This is a genomic window from Jiangella gansuensis DSM 44835 (genome assembly GCF_000515395.1).
Classification (GTDB): Bacteria; Actinomycetota; Actinomycetes; order Jiangellales; family Jiangellaceae; genus Jiangella; species Jiangella gansuensis.
In genome coordinates this window covers 1-20,907 of the sequence record NZ_KI911782.1, presented here as the reverse complement: position 1 = coordinate 20,907, position 20,907 = coordinate 1, and the positions used below count along the sequence as shown (strand labels likewise).

Genomic DNA, 20,907 nt, shown 5'->3' with positions numbered 1-20,907 from the left:
GTTCGAATCCACCCGATGTGACAAGGAGACTCCCATGCAAGCACGGATGCAGAACCCCGCCATGGTCCTGCCCGCCGCGATGACGGCCATCCAGGAGCTCGACCGAGCCGCAAAGAGCGGCACCGTGCCCCGCGAGACCCTCGACCTGGTGCACCTGCGCGCCAGCCAGATCAACGGCTGCAGCGTCTGCGTCGACTCCGGCTCCCGCCACGCGCAGAAAGCCGGCGTCAGCACCGAACGGCTGTTCGCAGCAGCCGCCTGGCGCGAAAGCCCGCACTTCACCGATGCCGAACGTGCCGCGCTGGCGCTCACCGAGGCGGTCACCCGGCTGGCCGACCGTCCCGACCCCGTTCCCGACGACGTCTGGTCCGCGGCCGCCGCCCACTACGACGAGGAGCAGCTGGCGTCGTTGCTGCTGGTGATCGCGACCACCAACCTGTTCAACCGGCTCAACGCGGCCACCCGGCAGGTCGCCGGCGTTTGGTGATCGCGGCGCGGTGTCGGCGCTGGACACGAGGACAACCGAACCTGTGGCGTCCAACGTTCTGCCAGCATGGATTGGTGGTCGACCACCTCGTGATGGTGAACGGACTTCCTGCTGCGGGTAAGAGCACGCTCGCCACAGCTCTGGCCAGCGCCATGTGCGCTCCGTTGGTGTCGAAGGATGCCATCAAGGAGGCACTGGCCGACGTCGTCGGGGCGGCCCCGGGCTCGGCCCTGGGCCCGGTCGCCATGGAGGCGGCATGGAGCATCGCTGCCTCGATACGCGGCACGGTCGTCATGGAGTCGTGGTGGTTCAAGCCACGCGACATCGACTACGTCAGGGCCGGCCTGGATCGCTGTGGCGCGGGCGCGGTCGTCGAAGTCTGGTGTGACGTGCCGGCCGATGTCGCGCGCCGCCGCCTCGCAGCTCGCCGCCGCCATCCCGTTCACGACGACGCGCGGCGGTTGGAGGAATCCTGGACCGAGTGGGCGGCATTGGCTGAGCCGCTTGGCGTCGGCCGTACCATCCGGATCGACACCGCGAGTCCCGTCGACATCGGTGACCTCGCCCAGCGGCTCCTACGGACCTTGACGAGCGGTGCGACCTCGGGGCCTGAGCTCGGGGCGTGAGCCGATGGCACGCATGCGCACACAACCGAGGTTCTGGCGGTGTTCGATCCGGTGGAGACGAACGTGCCTACGTCCGCCGCCTTGTTCTGGCGTGGTTGTAGTCGAGGGCAGCGTCGAGCCAGAACGACAGACCTTCGTCGCTGGCGGTCGATGCGGCGGACACCGCGATCCAGCCCGGACCCATGTCGCGGCCGGCTCCCATCTCGGCCTGTGTGGCGCCGGGCTGCCGGATGAGTTCGCCGTGTCGTTCGGCGTCGACGCGGACCAGAAGGTCGCCCTCCTTGAGGGCGCTGGCGACCATCTTGTCGTTCACCATGAACGATCGGCCGCCGAACATGGACACCTCGCGAGTCGATGGCTCCTCGGCGAGCAGGGCGCGGAGGCGTTCGATCAGGTCGGCCTGCTGAGTCATCGACCCTCCTGGTCATGCGTCGGCGGCGGGCCGAACGAAAGGCGGTCGAAGACGAGGACACTCTCGGCGATCTTGCCATCACGGACGGTGAAGCACTCGGCGGCCGGTGCGGTGGCGGTCGCCGCGGTTTGGGGGTAGTAGAACAATGCGACGCGATGCTCGCCGTCGGCGAAGCCCGCGATGTCGGTGAGGCCGGTCAGAGCAGGCGCGAAGCCGCCGATGAACTCGCGATAGGCGTCCTTGCCGGTCAGGTCCTCGCCCGGTGCGCGACAGACGATGTCGTCTGCGACCAGGGTCATCGCACGTTCGACATCGCCACTGGTCCACGCATGGTGATAGTCCTGCACGATCTGGTACGCGGATGGCTGCGTCATGGTTCATCCCTTTCCTTGATGGTCATGGGCGGCCTTGACTCGCCGATAGGCCGCCAGTGGTCGGGTCCGGCGTCGCCGCCGGCCGCGGCGACGGTCAGTCGCGGCAGGAAGTGCACCCAGCCGTCGGCGTGACCGGCCAGCTCGGTCTCGGGCAGTCCGGAGTGGACGAGATCGACCCGCGTGCCGTTCTCGGTGGCGGTCAACCGGAAATCGACCGTGGACGTGCCCGCGGGCAGGTCCTCGCTCCCCGCGACACCCCAGGAAACGACCACTCGCGTGGGACGTTCGACGTGCAGATACTGGCCTCGGATCGGGAAGCCAGCGATATCGACCGCGAACAGCCCGGTCGGGCGCGGGTCCAACTCGGCATGCTGGCCCATCCACGCCGTCATACCGTCCTCGGTGGTCAGATAGTCGAAGACCGTCTCCGGCGATGCGGCGATCTCGATCGACGTCTGATACTCAGCCACGATCGCGCTCCGCACCGGCTTCGACAGCCGCCTTGAGCGCCGCGAGCTTGCTGGGCCAGAAGCCGTCCAGATACGAGCGCACCGCCGCGAGCCCGTCAGTGCGCACCACGAACAGGTGCCGCGTGCCCTCCCGAGTCCCGGTCGCCAACCCGGCATCACGGAGCACGCGGAGATGGTGCGACGTGGCCTGTTGAGACAGCCCCACCTCCTCGGCGATGGAGCCCACCGAGCGTTGCGCGGTGCGGATCGCCGTCAGGATCGACCGACGACTCGCGTCGGCCAGCGCACGCAACGCCAGATCGAGATCAGGAACAGGTTCAGCACCCATCAGGGTCCCCTCAGTCGGCTCCGGCCACCGTAACACAAACGGTCACTTGTACTTACGGATGTGAGTGGAGGTGCCGGCTGGAATCACGGGGGAGGACCGCTCCGGGCATGATCGTTAGATCTCCGATGCGCGCGCCGGCCACCAGACGTCGCATACGTCTAGTTCTGGCTGAGCGAGTATTGCGGCGAGGTCACTCTGGACGTTGTCCTCGCGCCCGCTGGAGCTCTCCCGCTCGTCAGGCACCGCGTCGACGGGTCGCACGTTGTACGCATCGGGCCCGCGCCGGGAGATGCTCCAACCTCCGACTGATCAACATTGTCAGTCCCTCTCGCTATGGTGCCAAGCACCACAACTGGAAGGAGGTGATGATCAATGGCGAAGGGGGACATCCACACCTCGCAGCGAGATGACGGCACCTGGCAGAACCGCGCTGAAGGCAACGTGCGTGCGTCGAACACTTCGGCGACGAAGGCGGAGGCGCAAGCCGCGGGCCGCGAGATGGCGATCGAGCGAGGCGTGGAACACGTCATCCACAACAAGGATGGCAAGATCGGCGAGCGCAACACTTACCCGCGCTCGCGCGATCCCCGCAAGTCGAAGGGCTGATCGGGGGTCGGCCCGGAGGGCAACGTCCGGGCCGACTGCAGGTGCGCGGCCCATCGGCCCGGCGGAGCAACTGTCGGCTTTGACGCGTCGTGCCTAGTGCGGCCCGCGTGGGTGGCTGTGTCGTGACCGCCTCGTAGTTGGCTCGAAGCACGCATCGAGATCCTCACGAAGGATCACACCGTTGGCGAGCTCGCAGCCATCGGTCGTCGGCTTGGTCTCGCGAAAGTCCCCGAGCGGCAGGCGGCGTCGACCGTCTCCTCCGAGTAGCCGCGGCCTCGGCACGGGTGACGCGAGCTGGTCCTCGAGCGAAAGCTGGCGGCCCATCATCGCCCGCCGTTGCGGGACGTCGCAGGAGGTCATGGCGTCGATCGTCCGTCACAGACCGTGATCTGGAACATCGTTCACCGTTGCATCCTGGGGCAGAATGGCCCACATGAGCGTCGGCGGCATACCCGAGCCACTCCGCCCACCCGGGCGGGGACAGTCTCGGGAGGTCAAACGATGGCGCACTCGCCCCACCGCCGCCGCAAGGGCTGCGGCACGTGCAAGCCGCACAAGCACCGCGGGTACGGCGACGCCGCTCGCGCGCCCTGGTCGGTGAACCGCAGGGTCGGTCGTCGGCGCCGGTGGAACCGACACGACATCGATCCCAACGATTGAGACCAGGGCCAGTACGGCCCCCATCACGGCAGGTGAGTGGCCGTGGAATCCGCGGGACCCAGTTGCGGGTGTCCAGGTCGTCGCAGGTCCGCAGTGGCCGTTGAGCACTCGGCCCGACCGGTCCCAGTTCGGAAACACAGGTACATGCGCAGTAGATCTTTGTGGAGACGAGGGGAATCGAACCCCTAACCCCTGCCTTGCAAAGGCAGTGCTCTGCCAATTGAGCTACGTCCCCGGTGGTGCGGAGCGGCGACTGGCAAATGCCGAGACGCCGGACCGCGCCGTCAACCATAGCGCCTGACCCCGCTGTACTGCGAATTCTCAGCCCGAAGGACCGGGAGATCTGCAGCTCTCCCGGTGCCGCCGGGCTCGCGGCCACCAGGCGTGTTACCGCATCACCAGGCATGCATGGGTGGTGCCGCGGGTGCACCCATGCCGGACGTGATCATTTGCGAGGGCTACGCGAGGCGAGCGTCGGCGTAGACCTTCATCGCGTCGCGCAGGTACTCGACGAGGGCGTCGTTGCCATCTCCGATGTTCTGCCGGAAGCGCTCGTCGTCGGCGTACAGGTCGGCCAGGCCCTTGTAGGACTCCCGATTGGGCGTCCAGAACAGGCAGATCCACTCGTAGTGACCGTGGACGGCCTCCTGCACCTGCGGGTCGTCGACAGGCGTGCCGGCCGCGACGAACTCGGCGAACTTCGCCCGTGTGGCGTCGAAACCGGTGCGGGCCTGCTCGGCCTGCTCCTTGGACCAGCTTCGCTGTCGCGCCATCGAGTCGTCGATGGCCTTGTCGCCCCAGCGCTCGCGCGCCTCGGCCTCGTACGGGTTGTGGTCGAAGCCGTCGAACATTGACTGCGCCGTCATGGTTCCTCCCCTCTCCAGGGTGGTCATGGTGTTGTCCACGGTGGCGACGAGACGGTCGAACCGGTCGCGTTCGGCCAGGAGCCAGGCACGATGACGGCGCAGCACCTCGACGGCGCCGGCACCGTCCTGCGCGGCCAGGATCTCGCCGATCGCACCCAGGCCGAGGCCGAGTTCGCGCAGCAGGAGGATCCGCTGCAGCCGCAGCAGTTGCTCCTGCTCGTAGTAGCGACGGCCACCGTCGGCCGTCCAGGCGGGTTCGAGCAGGCCGATCGCGTGATAGTGGCGCAGCGTGCGCGACGTCACGCCGGACTCGCGCGCCACCTCGTTGATCGACCAGCTCATTCCCGACACGTCCCCCGTGGAGTTCACCGGACCGGTCTCTCCGATCCGCCTACGACGGTAGGCGTTGACGCCGCGTCAACTTCAAGTCGAAAAAGACCCGGACATGACGACGGCCACGCGACGCCCGTCGATGACGGAGTTCGCGTGGCCGTGATGGTCGGTCAGCGCGGGTCGGCCGGGATCGGGTCGGTGGCCTCGGCCCACAGGTCCTGCTCGGCCTGCCCGGACTGGTAGCGGCGGTAACCGAGGTACCCGAGGACCGCCAGAACCACACCGAAGAGGATCTTCTTGTTGAACACGATGCTCCGCCTCCAGACGGTCTCGACATCTCGTGTGAGGTTAACGCAGCACTCCGCCGAGCATCAGGGCGACGTCCGAACCGGCGCCTCTCCGTCAGGATCGCGTCGGCCCGGGCCCGCTGGTCGAGACCCCGTATAACGTATCGCCCGACGAGTGCCGGTCCACTGAGGGAGAGATACCGATGACGGCAACGGTCGAGCTGACCCGGTTCCGGGTACGGCCAGAGGACGTCGAACGGTTCCTGGCAGCGCGGCCGGGCATGCTCGCGGACTTCCGCGCCGACCGCGACGGCTTCATCGACGCCCAGCTGATCCGGCTGCCCGATGACCAGTGGCTCGACGTCGTCACCTGGAGGTCGGCCGCGGACTTCGCGGCGTCGAGGGAGAAGGGCGCCAACCGACCCGGCATCGCGGCGTTCTTCTCGGCCATCGATGAGCTGGTGTCGGCGGAGGAGGGCACCACCGCCGACCGCTGACGGCGCACGGGACGGCTCAGGAGCCGACGGCGGTCAGCATCTGCTCCATCTGCGCGATCTCGGCATCCTGGGCGTCGATGATCTCCTGCGCCAGGGCGAGCGCCTCCGGATCGGAGCCCGCCGCCAGTTGGGCCTCGGCCATGGTGATCGCGCCCTCATGATGCTCGATCATCATCGACAGCCACATCCGTTCGAACTCCGCTCCGGCGGCCGCCTCCAACGCGGCCAGGTCCTGAAGCGTCATCATGCCGTCCATCTCGCCCGGGCCGTGGCCGGCGTGCGGGTCGGCAGACGGCTCCGCACCCCACCGCTCGAGCATGGCGGTCAGCTGCTCGATCTCGGGCTGCTGCGCGGCTTCGACGGCGTCGGCCAGGGCGACGAGCTCGGCGCTGACGCCGTCGTCGGGCAGCATGCGGGCCATCTGCACCGCCTGGGTGTGATGCGGGATCATCAGCTGCGCGAACTCGACATCGGGCGTGGCCGCCGCGGTGGCGGAAGGACTCGGGCCGGTCGCCCCCGGGCCGGTCGCGGCCGGGTCGGTATCGCCACAGCCGGCGAGCAGGAGGACCGTCGTCGTCGCGGCGACGATGGGCAGGGTGGTGCGAACGCGGTGCATCGTGGAGTGTCTCTTTTCTGCGCGTGATCAGGCGAACGTGACGGTCAGGGTGCTCTGACTCATCACGTCCGCAGCACGCACAGGGACGTCAGGAGGACCGTGCCGTACGGTCTCGGAGGTGCTGGACGCCGCCGCACCGGGAGAACAGCGGGCGTGAGCGTCGAACCGACGGCCGGCAGCCACCGCCAACCCCGCAGGAGCCGGCCGATGACGAGCAACGCCGCGGCGGTCACGACCGCCAGGCAGAGGTGCAGCAGACCGTGCTCCAACGTGGTGTCGTCCAGGGAGGAGCCGGGGCCGGAACCGGCCGGGTCCGCGTGGGTGCCAGTCGGCGACATCGCCGCGGCGTGACCCGCAGCCTGGTCGGCGACGACGGGTAGCTCGTGCCGCCCGGACTGGGCGACGTGGTGCATCATCACGATGCCGAGCACGAGCACGACCACGACGAGCAGCCGCGTCCCGATCCTCACGGTGTTCGAGCTTAGCCCGGTGTCCGTCGTCGCCGCAGCCGCCCTGCGCCGCCCGTCACGACCGGCGAACCGGGTAGCGAAGGTGGGTGGCCCGCCGCCCCGGGATGACGACCGGATCGTCGAGAAGCAGGTGCTCACGGGTCGAGAAGTACGGCTTCCCGGTGCCGAAGAGCACGGGCACGAGGCTGACGCACACCTCGTCGACCACACCGAGCTCGAGGGCCTGCTGCGCGACGTCGGCGCTGGCGATGCACACGTCCTTCTCGCCGGCAACCTGCCGGGCGCGGTCCACGGCCGCCTCGACACCGTCGACGAACGCGGTCCGCGGCCACCGGTCGGCATCCGCCGGAGGATTGTGGGTCACGACGACCACCGGGCTGCCCACGGGGTGGTTGTCGTTCCATCCGTCGGTGATGTCGAACAGACGCCGTCCGGCGACCAGCGCACCGGTGGTGTCGACGAACTCCTGGAGCAACACCGCGCTGGCCGCGTCGACGTTGAAGACCATGCCGGAGCCCTGCACGGTGGTGTCCCCGGCGTCGTACCACTCGAACAGTTCCCCGATCTGGTCGTCGGGCTCGGCGATGAACCCGTCCAACGACATCGTCATGTGGGTGTAGACCTTGCCCATCGTCGGTCTCCTCGGATCGTCTGGACGCTGTCGATGGTGACCGGGGGCGGTCCCGAAACTCATCGGATGCGGACGCACCGTGCCACCGACGAGAATCAGGCACCCGGGTGGTCTCTTCTGTGACGACACTCACCGACACCGCGGGGAGGCCCATCGTGGCACTCGATCTGTTCGCTGGAATCTACGTTCGCGACTACGCGTCCGTGCTGCCCTGGTACGAGCGCCTTCTCGGCTCCGAGCCGACCTTCCTCGCAACCGCCACGGAAGCCGTGTGGCAGCTCGCGGAGCACCGGTGGCTCTACATCAAGCAGAACGGCGAGCACGGTGGCCATTCCGTCCTTGCGGTCATGGTCGACGATCTGGACGCACACGTCGCGCGGATCGCCGAACGGGGGATCTCACCAGCGGACTGGGAGGTGTACCCCGAGGGCGTCCGGAAGGCCGTCTATCTTGACCCCGAGGGCAACGAGATCGGGTTCGGCGTCATCCCTGGCTAGCACCGCGCACTCGTCGCGTCGTCACCGCGACGCCGTTCCCGGGCGCCGTGTGGTCATCACGATCAGGTGACCGATCGCACCGAATCGCCGTCTCGAGGCCATCTGATCGCTGATCGGCCACGGACCCGATCAGGCGACACATCGGCGATCAGGTGGACCCCGCGGCGACGGCACACGTTGGCTGCTACTGCTGTACCGGCATGAAGAAGGCCCCGCCGATCGATACGGCAGGGCCTCGGTACTGGGTGGGCCTAACAGGACTTGAACCTGTGACCTCTTCCTTATCAGGGAAGCGCTCTAACCGTCTGAGCTATAGGCCCGGGATCGCACTGCGTGCGCCGCAGCAGACTACCTCACCGTCGGCGGCCAACCCAAACTCGCCGGCCGCCGAACCCCAGGATGAATCAGTCGTCCTCGGCGAGGGTGAGCTCCAGGCCGCCGAGCAGGCTGGCGGACAGGTTGTACAGGAATGCTCCGAGGGTGGCGAGCGCGGTGAGGAGGACCACGTCCACCACCGCGATCAGGGTGGTGAAGCCCAGCACTCGGGACAATTCGACGTACTGGTTGATGTCGATGCCGGAGTTGGTGTCCGACGCGGTCATGTCGGTGATGACGCCGTCGATCGACTCGAAGACGCCAGCGGCATCGAGCACCGACCACAACACCGCCACCGCGACGAACAGCGTGATACCCAGCGCGACGGACAGCAGGAACGCCGTCTTCATCACCGACCAGGGGTCGACCCGCAGCAACCGCAACCGGGCCTTGCGCACCCGGCCGGGCCGGCGCGAGGACGTAGGCCGCGTGGGGGTCTTGGGCGCCGCGGGCTTGCTGGCCGCCGCCGGCACCGCCTCCATGCTGGCCTGGGTGTCGACAGTGGGCTGCGGAGCCGGCGCCGGAGCGGCCGGGACCGGGCCGGGCGCGGCGGCAGGGAAGACTGTGGGGGCAGCGGCGTTCGGAGCGGCCGCACCGGCCGCGCCCGGCTGGGCGCCCGGGCCCGGCTGGGCACCAGCGCCACCGGACTGGGCAGCAGCGCCGCCCGCGGCAGCGGCGCCACCCGCCGCAGCGGCCTCACGGCGCTGCTTGGCCACCAGCGACGGCGGCGGTACCGGACCCGGCGGCGAAGCGTTCTGAGCACCACGGCGAGACTGATCCGAAGGGTTCGCGCCGGCACCCTGCCCACCGGCGGCGCCGTTCTGCGCTGCTGCCGGCGGAACGTTCGAACCCTGCGCCGGTGCGCCGTTGCCCGAAGGACCCTGCTCGGCCGGCCGGGCCCACGGGTTGGGCGTGGAGTCCTTCGACGTACGCGGCGTGTTGTCCTGGCGGTTGCGGCTGGCGCGGGTTGCGACCCTGGCCGCGGCGGCGCCGCGCGGCTGCTTCTCGCCGCCGCCCTTCTGCCGGCGAGTCTGGACCGCTGGGTCCGGAGCGTCGGCACCGCCGGCCGGAGCGGCGTCGGAACTCGGGGCGCTCGGCGGCTTGCCGTTGGACTGCTGGGACTGTGCCGGAGTGGGCGGGGGCACGCCCTGCTGGCGGGCGTCCTGGTCAGTCGCCGGACGCCCGGTCCCGCCGCTGCTCGTCACGAGCCATCACCTTCCGCGTCGTTCTCGGAGACCTCGGCGACGGCTTCCTCTACGGCTTCCGCCACCACGTCCTCCTCGGCGTTGTGCGCGATGGCGACGACCATGTCGCCGCTGCCGAGCGCAACGTACTTCACTCCCATGGTGTCACGTCCCTTGGCTGGGACATCCCGTACGGGACTCCGCGTGACACCGCCGGAAGCCCGGATGGCCAGTACCTCGTCACCGTCACCGACGACGAGCGCACCGACCAGGGAGCCACGATCCTCATTGATCTTCATCGCCTTGATACCCAAACCGCCGCGTCCCTGAACACGATATTCCTCGACCGCGGTTCGTTTGGCGAATCCACCATCTGTGACGGTAAAGACGTACGAGTCGGTTCCATCCCTCACAACGGACATCGAGAGCATTTCGTCTCCGTCGCGGAACTTCATGCCCACCACGCCGCCGGTGGCCCGGCCCATGGGCCGAAGCTGCTCGTCGTTGGCGGTGAACCGGATCGCCTGCGCCTTGCGCGAGACCAGCAGGATGTCGTCGTCGGGGCTCACCAGCTCCGCACCGATGAGCTCGTCGTCCTCCTCGCGGAACAACACGGCGATGACGCCGCCGCTGCGGTTGGAGTCGTACTCGGTGAGGCGGGTCTTCTTGACCATGCCGTGCTTCGTGGCCAGCACCAGATACGGCGACTGCTCGTAGTCGCGGAGCGTCAGGACCCGGGCGATCTGCTCGTCCGGCTGGAACGCCAGCAGGTTCGCGACATGCTGCCCCTTCGCGTCGCGGGCCAGCTCCGGCAGCTCGTACGCCTTGGCGCGGTACACCCGGCCGCGGTTGGTGAAGAACAGGACCCAGTGGTGCGTCGTGGTGACGAAGAACTGGTCGACCACGTCGTCCTCGCGCAGCTGCGCGCCCCGTACGCCCTTCCCGCCGCGCTTCTGCGAACGGTAGAGGTCGGCCTTGGTGCGCTTCGCGTAACCGCCGCGGGTGATGGTGACGACCACCGGCTCCTCGGGAATGAGGTCCTCGGCGGTCATGTCGCCCTCGCCCGGGATGATGCGGCTGCGGCGCTCGTCGCCGTACTTCTCGACGATCTCCGCCAGCTCCTCGCGGATGATCGTCCGCTTGCGCTGTTCCGAGGCCAGGATGTCCTCGAGGTCGGCGATGTCGGCGACGAGGGTGTCGTGCTCGTTCTGCAGCTCGTCACGCGAGAGCGCGGTCAGCCGGCGCAGCTGCATGTCCAGGATGGCCCGGGCCTGCAGCTCGTCGATCTCCAGCAACTGCATCAGGCCGGCCTGCGCCTCGTCGGCGTCGGACGAGCGGCGGATCAGCGCGATGACCTCGTCGATGGCGTCGATCGCCTTGAGCAGACCCAGGACGATGTGCAGCCGCTCGCGCTTCTTGCGCAGCCGGAACTCGGTACGCCGGCGGATGACCTCGATCTGGTGGGTCACCCAGTGCCGGACGAAGCCGTCCAGCGACAGGGTGCGCGGAACGCCATCGACCAGGGCGACCATGTTGCAGCCGAAGGTGTCCTGCAGCTGGGTGTGCTTGTAGAGGTTGTTCCGGACGACGGTCGCGACGGCGTCGCGCTTGAGCACGACCTCGATGCGCATACCGGTGCGGGACGACGAGTTGTCCTTCAGGTCGGCGATGCCGGGCACCTTGCCGGTGTCGGCGAGCTCGGCGATCTTGCGCAGCAGCGCGTCGGGGTTGACTTGGTAGGGCAGCTCGGTGATCGCCAGGATGGCGCGACCGCGGCTGTCCTCTTCGACGTCGACGACGGCACGCATGGTGACCGAGCCCCGGCCGGTGCGGTAGGCCTGCTCGATGCCCGAGGTGCCGACGATCAAGCCGCTGGTGGGAAAGTCCGGACCCTTGATCCGTTCGAGCAGCGCTTCCAGGAGCTGCTCGCTGTCGGCGTCGGGGTTGTCCAGGTACCAGTCGACACCCGCGGCGACCTCTCGGAGGTTGTGCGGCGGGATGTTGGTGGCCATGCCGACCGCGATGCCACCGGAACCATTGACCAGCAGGTTGGGGAACCGTGCCGGCAGCACATCGGGCTCGTCGCTGCGGCCGTCGTAGTTCGGCGAGAAGTCGACGGTCTCTTCCTCGATGTCGCGCACCATCTCCATGGCGAGCGGCTCCATGCGGCACTCGGTGTACCTCATGGCTGCTTGCTTGTCGTCGCCGCGCGAACCGAAGTTGCCCTGACCCTTGACCAGCGGGTACCGCATCGACCACCACTGGCCGAGCCGGACCAGGGTGTCGTAGATGGCGGTGTCACCGTGCGGGTGGTAGTTGCTCATCACCTCGCCGACCACACGCGAGCACTTGTAGAACCCGCGGTCGGGCCGGAAGCCGCCGTCGAACATGGCGTAGAGCACGCGCCGGTGCACCGGCTTGAGGCCATCGCGGACGTCCGGCAGCGCGCGGCCGACGATGACAGCCATCGCGTAGTCGAGATAACTGCGCTGCATCTCGACCTGCAGGTCGACCGGTTCGATGCGTCCCCCGGGTCCGACGCCGTCGCCCGCGGTGGTCATGTCGTTCGTCACGAGTGGTTCCTCCAGGTGCGGCCTGCCGGTCGCACATCAGGTATGACGCGCGGGACAGCCTCGCGGTTGTCCTCAGCCCCGTTGTCTTTCATGTCGTGCAGGTGCTTCGTTCGCGCCCGGACTCAGATGTCCAGGAAGCGGACGTCGCGGGCGTTGCGCTGGATGAACTTGCGCCGGCTCTCGACGTCCTCGCCCATGAGGGTGGAGAACACCTCGTCGGCATGCGCGGCGTCGTCGAGGGTGGCCTGCAGGAGCAGCCGCTGCGAGGGGTCCATGGTGGTCTCCCACAGCTCGTCGTCGTTCATCTCGCCGAGACCCTTGTACCGCTGGATGCCGTTCTCCTTGGGCACCCGCTTACCGGCGGCAACGCCTGCCTGGAGAAGGGCATCACGTTCGCGGTCGGAGTACGCGTACTCGGCGACACTGTCCTTGCCAGCCCATTTGATCTTGTAGAGCGGCGGCTGGGCCAGGAACACGTGGCCCTGCTCGATGACCGGACGCATGAACCGGAACAGCAGGGTGAGCAGGAGCGTCACGATGTGCTGACCGTCGACGTCGGCGTCGGCCATCAGGACCACCTTGTGGTAGCGCAGCCGGTTGAGGTCGACTTCCTCCTGCACCCCGGTGCCGAGCGCGTTGACGATCGCCTGGACTTCCTGGTTCTGCAGGATCCGGTCGATACGTGCCTTCTCGACGTTGAGGATCTTGCCTCGGATCGGCAGGATCGCCTGGATCCGCGAGTCGCGCCCCTGCTTGGCCGGGCCGCCGGCGGAGTCACCCTCGACGATGAAGAGTTCGCACTCCTCCGGGTCGGTCGACTGGCAGTCGGCCAGCTTGCCCGGCAGCCCGGCACCGCCCATGAGTCCCTTGCGGCTGCGAGCGGCATCGCGGGCCTTGCGGGCGGCCACCCGGGCGATCGCGGCGCTCTGCGCCTTGCGGGCGATCAGCTTGCCTTCGGTCGGGTTCTGCTCGAACCAGGCACCGAGCTCATTGTTGACGACCTTCTGGACGAAGCTCTTCGCCTCGGTGTTGCCGAGCTTGGTCTTCGTCTGGCCCTCGAACTGCGGTTCGGCCAGCTTGATGCTGATGATCGCCGTGAGGCCCTCGCGCACGTCCTCACCGGTCAGGTTGGGGTCCTTCTCCTTCAAGACGCCCCAGTCGCGGGCGAACCGGTTGACCAGCGTCGTCAACGCCGCCCGGAACCCCTCCTCGTGCGCGCCGCCCTCGTGCGTGTTGATGGTGTTGGCGAACGTGTGCACCGACTCGGTGAACTGGTCGTTCCACTGCATCGCCACTTCCAGGCTCATGGCCTGGCCGTCGCCGTCCTCGGACTCCGCCTCGTAGTCGATCACGGTGCGGTGAACGGGGGACTTGGTGCTGTTGAGGTGCTCGACGTAGTCGACCAGTCCGAGCTCGTAGCGGTACCGCACCTCGCGAGGCTCCGAGCTCTGCTCGGTCTCGACGTCTTCGTCGGCACCGACGTCGACGCCCTCCGGCCGCTCGTCACGCAGGACGATGGTCAAGCCCTTGTTGAGAAACGCCATCTCGCGGAAGCGGGTGGACAGCGTCTCGAAGTCGTACGCGGTCGTCTCGAAGATGTCCCGGCTGGCCCAGAACGTCGTGGACGTACCGGTACGGTCGGATGGCTCGTGGCGCTGCAGCGGGGCATCGGGAACGCCGAGCGAGTACGACTGGGTCCACCGGTAGCCGTCACGGTGGATCTCGAGGTCGATCTTGGTGGACAACGCGTTGACCACCGAGACGCCGACGCCGTGCAGTCCACCGGAGACCTTGTAGCCGCTGCCGCCGAACTTGCCGCCGGCGTGCAGAACGGTCATGACGACCTCGACGGCGGGTTTCTTCTCGACCGGGTGCATGTCGACCGGGATGCCACGACCGTTGTCCGTGACACGGACGCCGTCGCCGGGCAACAGGACGATCTCGATCTGGTCGCAGACGCCGGCCAGGGCCTCGTCGACGGAGTTGTCGACGACCTCGTAGACCAAGTGGTGCAGGCCCCGCTCGCCGGTGGAACCGATGTACATACCGGGGCGTTTACGGACGGCCTCGAGACCTTCGAGTACGGTGATGGCGCTGGCGTCGTAGGACGTGGTGTCCGTCACGAGCGGGGGACCTCCTGCCAAGGATCAGGCCGCACCGCACCCTGTAGGCCGCTGAGAGCCCCAGGAGACCGAGCGGCCTGGATGGACGGGCCCATTCTACCCTGACGCGCACCCAGAATGCGCGTCCTGCGGCCCGGAATGGCGCTTCAGCCGCACGGATCGACAGTCGTGTGTCCCCATACCCGAGCTGGGAGGCTCGACGACGCTGAGGGCCGTCTGGCGCCGCTGGGCGGATCGGCGGGGGACGACGGCTCCGTACGGCCGGCTCGATGTCAGCCGTAGGTGTCGCGCGGGCCTCGGCCGGGCACGCTGCGTGGGCCCTTCCGCCAGCTCGGTGCCTGCGGACCGAGCACATCGACCCTGGTCACCGTGCCGTCGCCGATGTCCTCGTTGAACCGGCGGACCAGCTCCGGGGCGAACAGGCGCACCTGAGTGGCCCAGGCGGTGGAGTCGGCACGGACCGTCAGGACGCCGTCGTCGTAGTGCTCCGGACGGACGTGAGCCGCGACCTCGGGGCCGACCAGCTGGTCCCACCGGGCGACCGCACCGTGCACCGCGAGGTCTTCGGACCAGCCGTGCTCGCCGACCAGCCGGTCCAGCGTGACAGCGACGGACTGTGGATCACGCTCGTCGGATCCCGGTCCGCTCCACCCGGAGCCCGGTGCCCGGCGCGACCACCGGCCCCCACCGCCTCGCTTCCGCGACGTCTTGGGGTTCCGGGCCGCGCCGCCCGGACGGCCCGCCACCTTCGCCCGGGCGAGCAGCGCCCTGGCGAGGTCGTCGCCGTCGGGGTTCCACGTGAAACCGTCCTCCGAGGCCGGCTGATCGGCGGCACCGGACCCGCCTGCACCGCCTGGCTCGGCCGGCTCGGCCGCACGTGGCAGATCGGGCGGGCCACCGTCGTCCGTGCTCATCGGTCGCGGTCACCTCCCCGGCCTGTCACCTGGCTCGTCGTACCTCTCCACCCAGAACGTCGACCCGAGCCCCGCTCAGCCCGGCCGGTACGTCGCCCGGCACCGCTGCCGTGACCAGCACCTGCTCCGCCCCGGAGGTCAGCTCGGCGAGCCGATCACGGCGTCCGGTGTCGAGCTCGGCGAACACGTCGTCCAACACCAGTACAGGGTCACTGCCCGTGGAACGCAACAGCTCATAGGACGCCAGCCGCAACGCCAGCGCGAACGACCAGGACTCGCCGTGGCTGGCATAGCCCTTCGCCGGCATCGGGCCGAGGTTGAGTACCAGGTCGTCGCGGTGCGGACCGACCAGCGAGACGCCTCGGTCCAGCTCGTCGCGACGGCGTTCGCCGACGGCGTCGAGCAGGGCCGCGGCAAGACGTTCACGCTCGGGCACGACCTCGACGTCCGGACCCAGGGAGCACTTGTAGACCAGCTGTGCGTCCCGTCCACCGGCCCCGCCGTCGCCGCCGGCCACCGCGTCGTAGGCCTTGGCCACCAACGGGCGCATCGCGTCGACCAGCTCGAGCCGCGCCGCCAGGAGTTCCGCGCCGCGCTGCGCCAGGTGGGTGTCCCACACATCGAGGGTGCTCAGGTCGGGGCCTCCGGATCGGCCGCGACCGGCACGCATCGCCGCTCCCGCGGACTTCAACAGCGCGTTGCGCTGTTTCAGCACCCGTTCGTAGTCGGACCTGACGCCGGCGAACCGCGGCGCCCGTGCCACCAACAGCTCGTCGAGGAACCGCCGGCGTTCCGACGGATCACCCTTGACCAGGGCCAGATCCTCCGGCGCGAACAGCACGGTGTTCAGAACACCGAGGATCTCCCGCGCCCGGGGCACCGGCGAACGATTCAGCCGGGCCCGATTGGCCTTCCCCGGGGTGATCTCCACCTCGAGCAACGTGCTGCGCCCGTCGGAGACCGACGAGTCGATGACGCTGGCACGCACCACCGCCCGTTCGGCGCCGACGCGGACCAGGGGAGCGTCCTGAGCGACTCGGTGGCTACCCAGCGTGGCCAGGTAGTTCACCGCCTCGACCAGGTTGGTCTTGCCCTGCCCGTTCGGTCCGATGAACGCCGTGACGCCGGGATCGAGCGGGAGCTCGACCTCCGGGTACGACCGGAAATCGACCAGCGACAGGTGCGCGACGTGCATGCTCCGACGTTTCCGGCCCGGTCAGGTGCGGACGTCGCCGGGACCCGACGTCGGGCCGGCCGACTTCACCGCATGCCCGCCGAACTGCTTGCGCAGTGCCGCGACGGCCTTCATTGCGGGGGAGTCGTCCTGCCGCGACTCGAACCGGGCGAATAGCGCCGCGGAGATGGCCGGCATGGGCACTGAGTGCTTGATGGCTTCCTCGACAGTCCACCGGCCCTCGCCGGAATCTTCGACGAAGCCCTCGATCTCGGCGAGGGTGGGGTCGTTCTCCAACGCGCGGACCAGGAGGTCGAGCAGCCACGACCGCACGACGGTGCCCCGCGACCAAGCCTTCATGGTGCCGTGGACGTCCTCGACGATGCCGGACTTGGCCAGCAGCTCGTAGCCCTCGCCGTAGGCCTGCATCAAGCCGTACTCAATGCCGTTGTGAACCATCTTGGCGTAGTGACCTGCGCCGACACCGCCGGCGTGTACGTAGCCCTCGTCGCGTGGGCCTTCCGGGCGCAGGGCGTCGAAGATCGGTAGCAGGCGCTCGACGTGGGCGGTCTCGCCGCCGGCCATGAGTCCGTAGCCGACATCGAGACCCCAGATGCCGCCGGAGACACCGCAATCGACGTAGCCGACGCCGTGGGCGTCGAGGACCTCGGCGTTGCGGAGGTCGTCGGTGTAGCGGGAGTTGCCGCCGTCGACGACGAGGTCACCCTCGTCGAGCAGCTCGGCCAGTTCGTCGACGACACCGCGGGTGGCCTCACCGGCGGGGACCATGACCCACAGGGCCCGCGGCGCGGACAACCGCTCGACCAGCTCCTTCAGGCTGCCGACATCGCTGACCTCGGGGTTTCGGTCGTAACCGACGACGGTGTGGCCGGCACGGCGGATGCGCTCGCGCATGTTGCCGCCCATGCGGCCGAGGCCCACCAGGCCCAGTTCCATGACGTTCCCTTCTGTGGCCACCAGAGTTCCTCCCGTGTCGGTGGGCGACATGCTCGCCAGGCGCTGACGTGTCCATCCTTGCGTGCTCGCCCGTCACGGTTCCGGCCGGGCGCCCTGTCGGCGACCCGGCCGGCGCCCAGACGCCTTGCGTCAGCCCGAGAGCCGAATGGGCATGGCCAGGTAGCGGTAGCTGCCGTCGGGCTCGGCCTCGAGACTCGGCACCCCCTGGATGACCACCGGCTTCAGCGGCGTGTCGGTGAAGGACAGGTGCACGAACTGCGTACCCATCGTCTGCAGCCCGTCGAGCAGGTACGTCGGATTGAAGCCGGTGGCGATGGCCGGGCCGTGCACGTCGGCGGGCAGTGCCTCGGAGGCCTGCGCGTCCTCGCCGCTGCCGGCCTCGAGCACGACCTGACCCTCGTCGAAGGCCAGCCGGACCGGGGTGTTGCGCTCGGCCACCAGGGCGACGCGCTTGACCGACTCGATCAACGACGAGATCTCGACCCGGGCGACGGTGGCGGTCTCGGCCGGGAACAGGCGTCGGTAGTTGGGCACCCACTCGCCGTCGATGAGCCGGCTGGTGGTGTTGCGGCCACCGGCGGCCAGACCCAGCAGGCTGTCCTGTGTGCCGGTGCCGAGGGCCAGCGTGACCTCACCGGCCGGTGCCAGCGTCTTGGCCGCGTCGACCAGCGTGCGTGCCGGCACCAACGCGACCACCGACGTGTCGGGCCGGCCCGGGTTCCAGGTGAACTCCCGCACCGCCAGCCGATAGCGGTCGGTGGCGCCGAGGGTGACCGTCTCGCCCTCGATCTCGATGCGGATGCCGGTCAGGGTGGGCAGCATGTCGTCGCGGCCGGCGGCCACGGCGACCTGGCCGACCGCCTCGGCCAGGACGGCGCCGTCGACGGTGCCGGAGGCCTCCGGCATGGACGGCAGGTCGGGATACTCCTCGACGGGCAGCGTCTGCAGCGTGAAGCGGGCGCTGCCACACGTGATGGTGACCTTGGCGCCGTCGGCGTTGAGATCGACCGGCTTGGCCGGCAGCGACCGCGCGATGTCGGCCAGCAGCCGCCCGGACACCAGGACCGTCCCGCCGTCGGCGACGTCGGCATCGACCGACACCCGCCCGGAGACCTCGTAGTCGAACGACGAGAACGTCACCTGGGAGTCGGACGCGTCGATACGCAGACCTGCCAGTACCGGCACGGTGGGCCGGTTGGGCAGGGTGCGAGCCGTCCATGCGACGGCTTCAGCCAATACATCGCGATCGAGCCGGAACTTCACCGGTCCACCGTCCTCCCCTCGGGCGTCCGCCCGGGCCGTTGTGGTTCGACGTCATCCTTCCACGCGGCGCCGACAGGCGGGCCCAGAGGCGTCACAAGGACGTCCTGTTGCCCGCCATCCACAGGAAGCCCGCCACCTCGCTTGTGCGGCGCGTCGGGACCCATGTCTGGATTGGTCGGGTGAATAGCGTTGGTGGAAAGTGTGGAAAACCATGAACGCCGCAGCTCGGAGCCACTATTGTCGTCCACGGAGCTTGTGGGTGGTTGCTGTGGCCACCGTGGACCGGCGGTGGTTGTCCACCGGACTGTGGCACTTGTGCCCGTTCGGTCCACGGCGCAGGCCCACATGTCCACAGACTTGTCCACACCCTGTGAGAAGTGGATCACGGACATTGTTGTGTGGTTCATGACTGCCGGGCCTGCTGCTTGATGCGGTTGGTCAGCTCGGTGACCTGATTGAAGACGCTGCGGCGCTCGGCCATCAGAGTGCGGATCTTGCGCTCGGCATGCATGACCGTGGTGTGGTCGCGGCCGCCGAAGTGCTGGCCGATCTTCGGTAGCGATAGCTCGGTGAGCTCGCGGCACAGGTACATGGCGATCTGCCGTGCCGTGACGAGCACCCGGCTGCGGCTGGTGCCCTGCAGGTCCTCGATGGTGAGGCCGAAATACGCGGACGTCTGGGCCATGATCGTCGCCGCGGTGATCTCCGGACCGGAATCCGTCGGCACCAGGTCGCGCAGGACGATCTCGGCCAGTGAGAGGTCGACCGGCTGGCGGTTGAGGCTGGCGAACGCCGTGACGCGGATGAGTGCGCCTTCGAGCTCGCGGATGTTCGTGGCGATCCGGCTGGCGATGTACTCCAGCACGTCGGGCGACACGTTCAGGTGGTCCTGGGTGGCCTTCTTGGACAGGATCGCGATGCGCGTCTCCAGGTCCGGCGGCTGCACATCGCAGGTCAGGCCCCACTCGAACCGGTTGCGCAGGCGGTCTTCCAGCGCCGACAACTGCTTTGGCGGCCGGTCGGAGGTGATGACGATCTGCTTGTTGGCGTTGTGGAGCGTGTTGAACGTGTGGAAGAACTCCTCCTGCGTCTGGATCTTGCCCTCGAGGAACTGGATGTCGTCGATGAGCAGGACGTCGACGTCGCGATAGCGGCGCTGGAAGGCCGAGGCCTTGTCGTCGCGGATGGAGTTGATGAAGTCGTTGGTGAACTCCTCGGAGCTCACGTAACGCACCCGGGTGCCGGGATACATGGTGCGGGTGTAGTGCCCGATGGCGTGCAACAGATGCGTCTTGCCCAGGCCCGACTCGCCGTAGACGTGCAGCGGGTTGTAGGCCTTGCCCGGTGCCTCGGCGACGGCGACGGTGGCGGCGTGCGCGAAGCGGTTGCTGGAGCCGATGACGAACGTGTCGAACGTGTAGCGCGGATTGAGGTGAGGTTCGGTGTCGGGACGGCGAGCAGCGTTGGCGCCGGCCGGCCGCTGCGGCGGGAACGCCGGCTCGGCCGCGACCGTGACGCGCGGGATCTCCTCGGTGTCCACCGAGGGTGAGGTGGGCTCCGCGTAGCCGCCGGGCGCGGCGACAGCTGCCGCGCCGCCCGCCAGGTTGTCGACCGGCGGCGAATCCGGCGGGGGGCTGACGCTGACGGCGAGGCCCACCGGGTGGCCCACCACGGCGGAGAGGGCGTCGACGATGTGGGACCGCAGCCGCTGTTCGATCTGAGCGCGTGCGAAGTCGCTGGGAACGGCGATGACGGCCGTGCCCTCGACCAGGGTCACCGGCCGCGCCTGGGAGAGAAACGCACGCTGCTGTGGGCCGATCTCGATGGAGTCGAGATCGGTCAGTGCTTTCGCCCATGCGGTCGCGAAGTCGTTGCCCGCCTCGTCTGCCACTAGTGCACTCCAAACTGGCGGCACCCGGCTGGCCACCCCCGGTTTTCTTTTCCACACCGTCGTCCACAGGATGTGGAGGGTGTGGACACGTGGTGCTTTGTCTCTATCCGCTCCATTGTGACCTGCGTGAACGCGATACTGGTCACACGGTGCCGCATGGTCCGGACAGCATGCCGGAGCACGTGACGCTAACAACATGCGGCCAGGGCTTCAACTGATGTCCACAGGTTGCCCCCAACACGCCGGCGTGTCGTTGCCGTGCGTGGCACCGA

22 protein-coding genes and 2 tRNA genes are annotated in these 20,907 nt (G+C 68.6%); 5 read left to right on the top strand and 19 right to left on the bottom strand.

The features are described 5' to 3' along the window. Positions 1-34: 34 nt before the first annotated feature. Both JIAGA_RS0100120 and JIAGA_RS0100115 read left to right on the top strand, forming a co-directional pair. Positions 35-487, top strand: a complete 453-nt coding sequence (locus tag JIAGA_RS0100120; RefSeq protein ID WP_026874112.1) for a carboxymuconolactone decarboxylase family protein — start codon at positions 35-37, stop codon at positions 485-487. A 74-nt stretch (positions 488-561) separates the two neighbouring features. Further along, on the top strand, positions 562-1,113 hold the full coding sequence (locus JIAGA_RS0100115; protein WP_051425482.1) for a P-loop nucleotide/nucleoside kinase family protein: 552 nt from the start codon (positions 562-564) through the stop codon (positions 1,111-1,113). A gap of 67 nt (positions 1,114-1,180) precedes the next feature. Here JIAGA_RS0100115 and JIAGA_RS0100110 read toward each other — a convergent pair whose 3' ends face one another. Genes JIAGA_RS0100110 through JIAGA_RS0100095 form a run of 4 tightly spaced genes read right to left on the bottom strand, consistent with a single transcriptional unit; the run spans position 1,181 to position 2,697 of the window. Continuing rightward, on the bottom strand, positions 1,181-1,525 hold the full coding sequence (locus JIAGA_RS0100110; RefSeq protein ID WP_026874110.1) for a TfoX/Sxy family protein: 345 nt from the start codon (positions 1,523-1,525) through the stop codon (positions 1,181-1,183). Then, a complete protein-coding gene (locus JIAGA_RS0100105; protein ID WP_026874109.1) occupies positions 1,522-1,899 on the bottom strand; it encodes a nuclear transport factor 2 family protein in 378 nt (125 codons plus the stop codon). Before JIAGA_RS0100105 ends, JIAGA_RS0100110 begins: the two co-directional genes overlap by 4 nt. Then, positions 1,896-2,369, bottom strand: a complete 474-nt coding sequence (locus tag JIAGA_RS0100100; protein WP_026874108.1) for an SRPBCC family protein — start codon at positions 2,367-2,369, stop codon at positions 1,896-1,898. The genes JIAGA_RS0100105 and JIAGA_RS0100100 overlap by 4 nt, the downstream gene beginning before the upstream one ends. Further along, the gene (locus JIAGA_RS0100095; RefSeq protein ID WP_026874107.1) at positions 2,362-2,697 is read right to left on the bottom strand and encodes an ArsR/SmtB family transcription factor; all 336 of its coding nucleotides are present in this window, start codon (positions 2,695-2,697) and stop codon (positions 2,362-2,364) included. The genes JIAGA_RS0100100 and JIAGA_RS0100095 overlap by 8 nt, the downstream gene beginning before the upstream one ends. A 372-nt stretch (positions 2,698-3,069) precedes the next feature. Here JIAGA_RS0100095 and JIAGA_RS0100090 point away from each other — a divergent pair, with 372 nt between their 5' ends. Beyond that, the gene (locus tag JIAGA_RS0100090) at positions 3,070-3,303 is read left to right on the top strand and encodes a DUF2188 domain-containing protein (RefSeq protein ID WP_026874106.1); all 234 of its coding nucleotides are present in this window, start codon (positions 3,070-3,072) and stop codon (positions 3,301-3,303) included. Positions 3,304-4,125: 822 nt separating this feature from the next. Here the strand turns inward: JIAGA_RS0100090 and JIAGA_RS0100085 are convergent. The 3 genes from JIAGA_RS0100085 to JIAGA_RS34840 all read right to left on the bottom strand — a co-directional run bounded on the left by JIAGA_RS0100085 (position 4,126) and on the right by JIAGA_RS34840 (position 5,470). Next, positions 4,126-4,198 (bottom strand) — tRNA-Ala (locus JIAGA_RS0100085). A gap of 223 nt (positions 4,199-4,421) precedes the next feature. After that, on the bottom strand, positions 4,422-5,171 hold the full coding sequence (locus JIAGA_RS0100080; RefSeq protein ID WP_026874105.1) for a MerR family transcriptional regulator: 750 nt from the start codon (positions 5,169-5,171) through the stop codon (positions 4,422-4,424). A 161-nt stretch (positions 5,172-5,332) separates the two neighbouring features. Next, the gene (locus tag JIAGA_RS34840; RefSeq protein ID WP_169738783.1) at positions 5,333-5,470 is read right to left on the bottom strand and encodes a DLW-39 family protein; all 138 of its coding nucleotides are present in this window, start codon (positions 5,468-5,470) and stop codon (positions 5,333-5,335) included. Between the two features lie 182 nt (positions 5,471-5,652). Between JIAGA_RS34840 and JIAGA_RS0100070 the strand changes: the two genes are divergently transcribed. Then, complete coding sequence (locus JIAGA_RS0100070; protein ID WP_026874104.1) at positions 5,653-5,946, top strand: putative quinol monooxygenase; 294 nt, start codon at positions 5,653-5,655, stop codon at positions 5,944-5,946. Between the two features lie 16 nt (positions 5,947-5,962). Here JIAGA_RS0100070 and JIAGA_RS0100065 read toward each other — a convergent pair whose 3' ends face one another. The 3 genes from JIAGA_RS0100065 to JIAGA_RS0100055 all read right to left on the bottom strand — a co-directional run bounded on the left by JIAGA_RS0100065 (position 5,963) and on the right by JIAGA_RS0100055 (position 7,663). Beyond that, positions 5,963-6,562 (bottom strand): DUF305 domain-containing protein, encoded by a 600-nt coding sequence (locus JIAGA_RS0100065; RefSeq protein ID WP_026874103.1) that lies wholly within the window; start codon positions 6,560-6,562, stop codon positions 5,963-5,965. Between the two features lie 62 nt (positions 6,563-6,624). Continuing rightward, positions 6,625-7,032, bottom strand: a complete 408-nt coding sequence (locus tag JIAGA_RS32610; protein ID WP_051425481.1) for a DUF6153 family protein — start codon at positions 7,030-7,032, stop codon at positions 6,625-6,627. Between the two features lie 55 nt (positions 7,033-7,087). Further along, positions 7,088-7,663, bottom strand: a complete 576-nt coding sequence (locus tag JIAGA_RS0100055) for a dihydrofolate reductase family protein (RefSeq protein WP_026874102.1) — start codon at positions 7,661-7,663, stop codon at positions 7,088-7,090. Positions 7,664-7,818: 155 nt separating this feature from the next. Between JIAGA_RS0100055 and JIAGA_RS0100050 the strand changes: the two genes are divergently transcribed. Then, positions 7,819-8,160, top strand: a complete 342-nt coding sequence (locus JIAGA_RS0100050; RefSeq protein ID WP_026874101.1) for a VOC family protein — start codon at positions 7,819-7,821, stop codon at positions 8,158-8,160. Positions 8,161-8,406: 246 nt separating this feature from the next. On the opposite strand, the gene JIAGA_RS0100045 is transcribed toward JIAGA_RS0100050, so the two are convergent. The 9 genes from JIAGA_RS0100045 to dnaA all read right to left on the bottom strand — a co-directional run bounded on the left by JIAGA_RS0100045 (position 8,407) and on the right by dnaA (position 20,635). Next, positions 8,407-8,480, bottom strand: a tRNA-Ile gene (locus JIAGA_RS0100045). A gap of 84 nt (positions 8,481-8,564) precedes the next feature. Then, entirely contained in the window at positions 8,565-9,740 is a 1,176-nt protein-coding gene (locus JIAGA_RS35125) for a DUF3566 domain-containing protein (RefSeq protein WP_211239444.1), read from the bottom strand. Beyond that, a complete protein-coding gene (gene gyrA, locus JIAGA_RS26460) occupies positions 9,737-12,280 on the bottom strand; it encodes a DNA gyrase subunit A (RefSeq protein WP_035813003.1) in 2,544 nt (847 codons plus the stop codon). Before gyrA ends, JIAGA_RS35125 begins: the two co-directional genes overlap by 4 nt. A 134-nt stretch (positions 12,281-12,414) precedes the next feature. After that, entirely contained in the window at positions 12,415-14,415 is a 2,001-nt protein-coding gene (gene gyrB / locus JIAGA_RS0100030) for a DNA topoisomerase (ATP-hydrolyzing) subunit B (RefSeq protein ID WP_026874099.1), read from the bottom strand. A 272-nt stretch (positions 14,416-14,687) separates the two neighbouring features. Continuing rightward, positions 14,688-15,329 carry a DciA family protein gene (locus tag JIAGA_RS0100025; protein ID WP_051425479.1) on the bottom strand — a complete coding sequence of 214 codons (642 nt, stop codon included), beginning with the start codon at positions 15,327-15,329 and terminating at the stop codon, positions 14,688-14,690. Positions 15,330-15,354: 25 nt separating this feature from the next. Then, positions 15,355-16,524: a DNA replication/repair protein RecF gene (gene recF, locus JIAGA_RS0100020; protein ID WP_026874097.1), complete on the bottom strand. Its 1,170-nt coding sequence runs from the start codon at positions 16,522-16,524 to the stop codon at positions 15,355-15,357. A gap of 21 nt (positions 16,525-16,545) precedes the next feature. Then, a complete protein-coding gene (gnd, locus tag JIAGA_RS0100015; protein WP_245597092.1) occupies positions 16,546-17,481 on the bottom strand; it encodes a phosphogluconate dehydrogenase (NAD(+)-dependent, decarboxylating) in 936 nt (311 codons plus the stop codon). Positions 17,482-17,610: 129 nt separating this feature from the next. Next, complete coding sequence (dnaN, locus tag JIAGA_RS0100010) at positions 17,611-18,744, bottom strand: DNA polymerase III subunit beta (RefSeq protein WP_026874095.1); 1,134 nt, start codon at positions 18,742-18,744, stop codon at positions 17,611-17,613. A 403-nt stretch (positions 18,745-19,147) separates the two neighbouring features. Beyond that, on the bottom strand, positions 19,148-20,635 hold the full coding sequence (gene dnaA, locus JIAGA_RS0100005; RefSeq protein ID WP_026874094.1) for a chromosomal replication initiator protein DnaA: 1,488 nt from the start codon (positions 20,633-20,635) through the stop codon (positions 19,148-19,150). Positions 20,636-20,907: the final 272 nt, after the last annotated feature.

Bases quoted from the DNA above. Each gene is read 5' to 3' on its own strand.
- JIAGA_RS0100070 (WP_026874104.1), top strand. From the start codon at position 5,653: ATGACGGCAACGGTCGAGCTGACCCGGTTCCGGGTACGGCCAGAGGAC.
- JIAGA_RS0100025 (WP_051425479.1), bottom strand. From the start codon at position 15,329: ATGAGCACGGACGACGGTGGCCCGCCCGATCTGCCACGTGCGGCCGAG.
- JIAGA_RS0100080 (WP_026874105.1), bottom strand. From the start codon at position 5,171: ATGAGCTGGTCGATCAACGAGGTGGCGCGCGAGTCCGGCGTGACGTCG.
- JIAGA_RS0100055 (WP_026874102.1), bottom strand. From the start codon at position 7,663: ATGGGCAAGGTCTACACCCACATGACGATGTCGTTGGACGGGTTCATC.
- JIAGA_RS0100105 (WP_026874109.1), bottom strand. From the start codon at position 1,899: ATGACGCAGCCATCCGCGTACCAGATCGTGCAGGACTATCACCATGCG.
- recF (WP_026874097.1), bottom strand. From the start codon at position 16,524: ATGCACGTCGCGCACCTGTCGCTGGTCGATTTCCGGTCGTACCCGGAG.
- JIAGA_RS0100120 (WP_026874112.1), top strand. From the start codon at position 35: ATGCAAGCACGGATGCAGAACCCCGCCATGGTCCTGCCCGCCGCGATG.
- JIAGA_RS0100065 (WP_026874103.1), bottom strand. From the start codon at position 6,562: ATGCACCGCGTTCGCACCACCCTGCCCATCGTCGCCGCGACGACGACG.
- JIAGA_RS0100090 (WP_026874106.1), top strand. From the start codon at position 3,070: ATGGCGAAGGGGGACATCCACACCTCGCAGCGAGATGACGGCACCTGG.
- JIAGA_RS0100110 (WP_026874110.1), bottom strand. From the start codon at position 1,525: ATGACTCAGCAGGCCGACCTGATCGAACGCCTCCGCGCCCTGCTCGCC.
- JIAGA_RS0100095 (WP_026874107.1), bottom strand. From the start codon at position 2,697: ATGGGTGCTGAACCTGTTCCTGATCTCGATCTGGCGTTGCGTGCGCTG.
- gyrA (WP_035813003.1), bottom strand. From the start codon at position 12,280: ATGACCACCGCGGGCGACGGCGTCGGACCCGGGGGACGCATCGAACCG.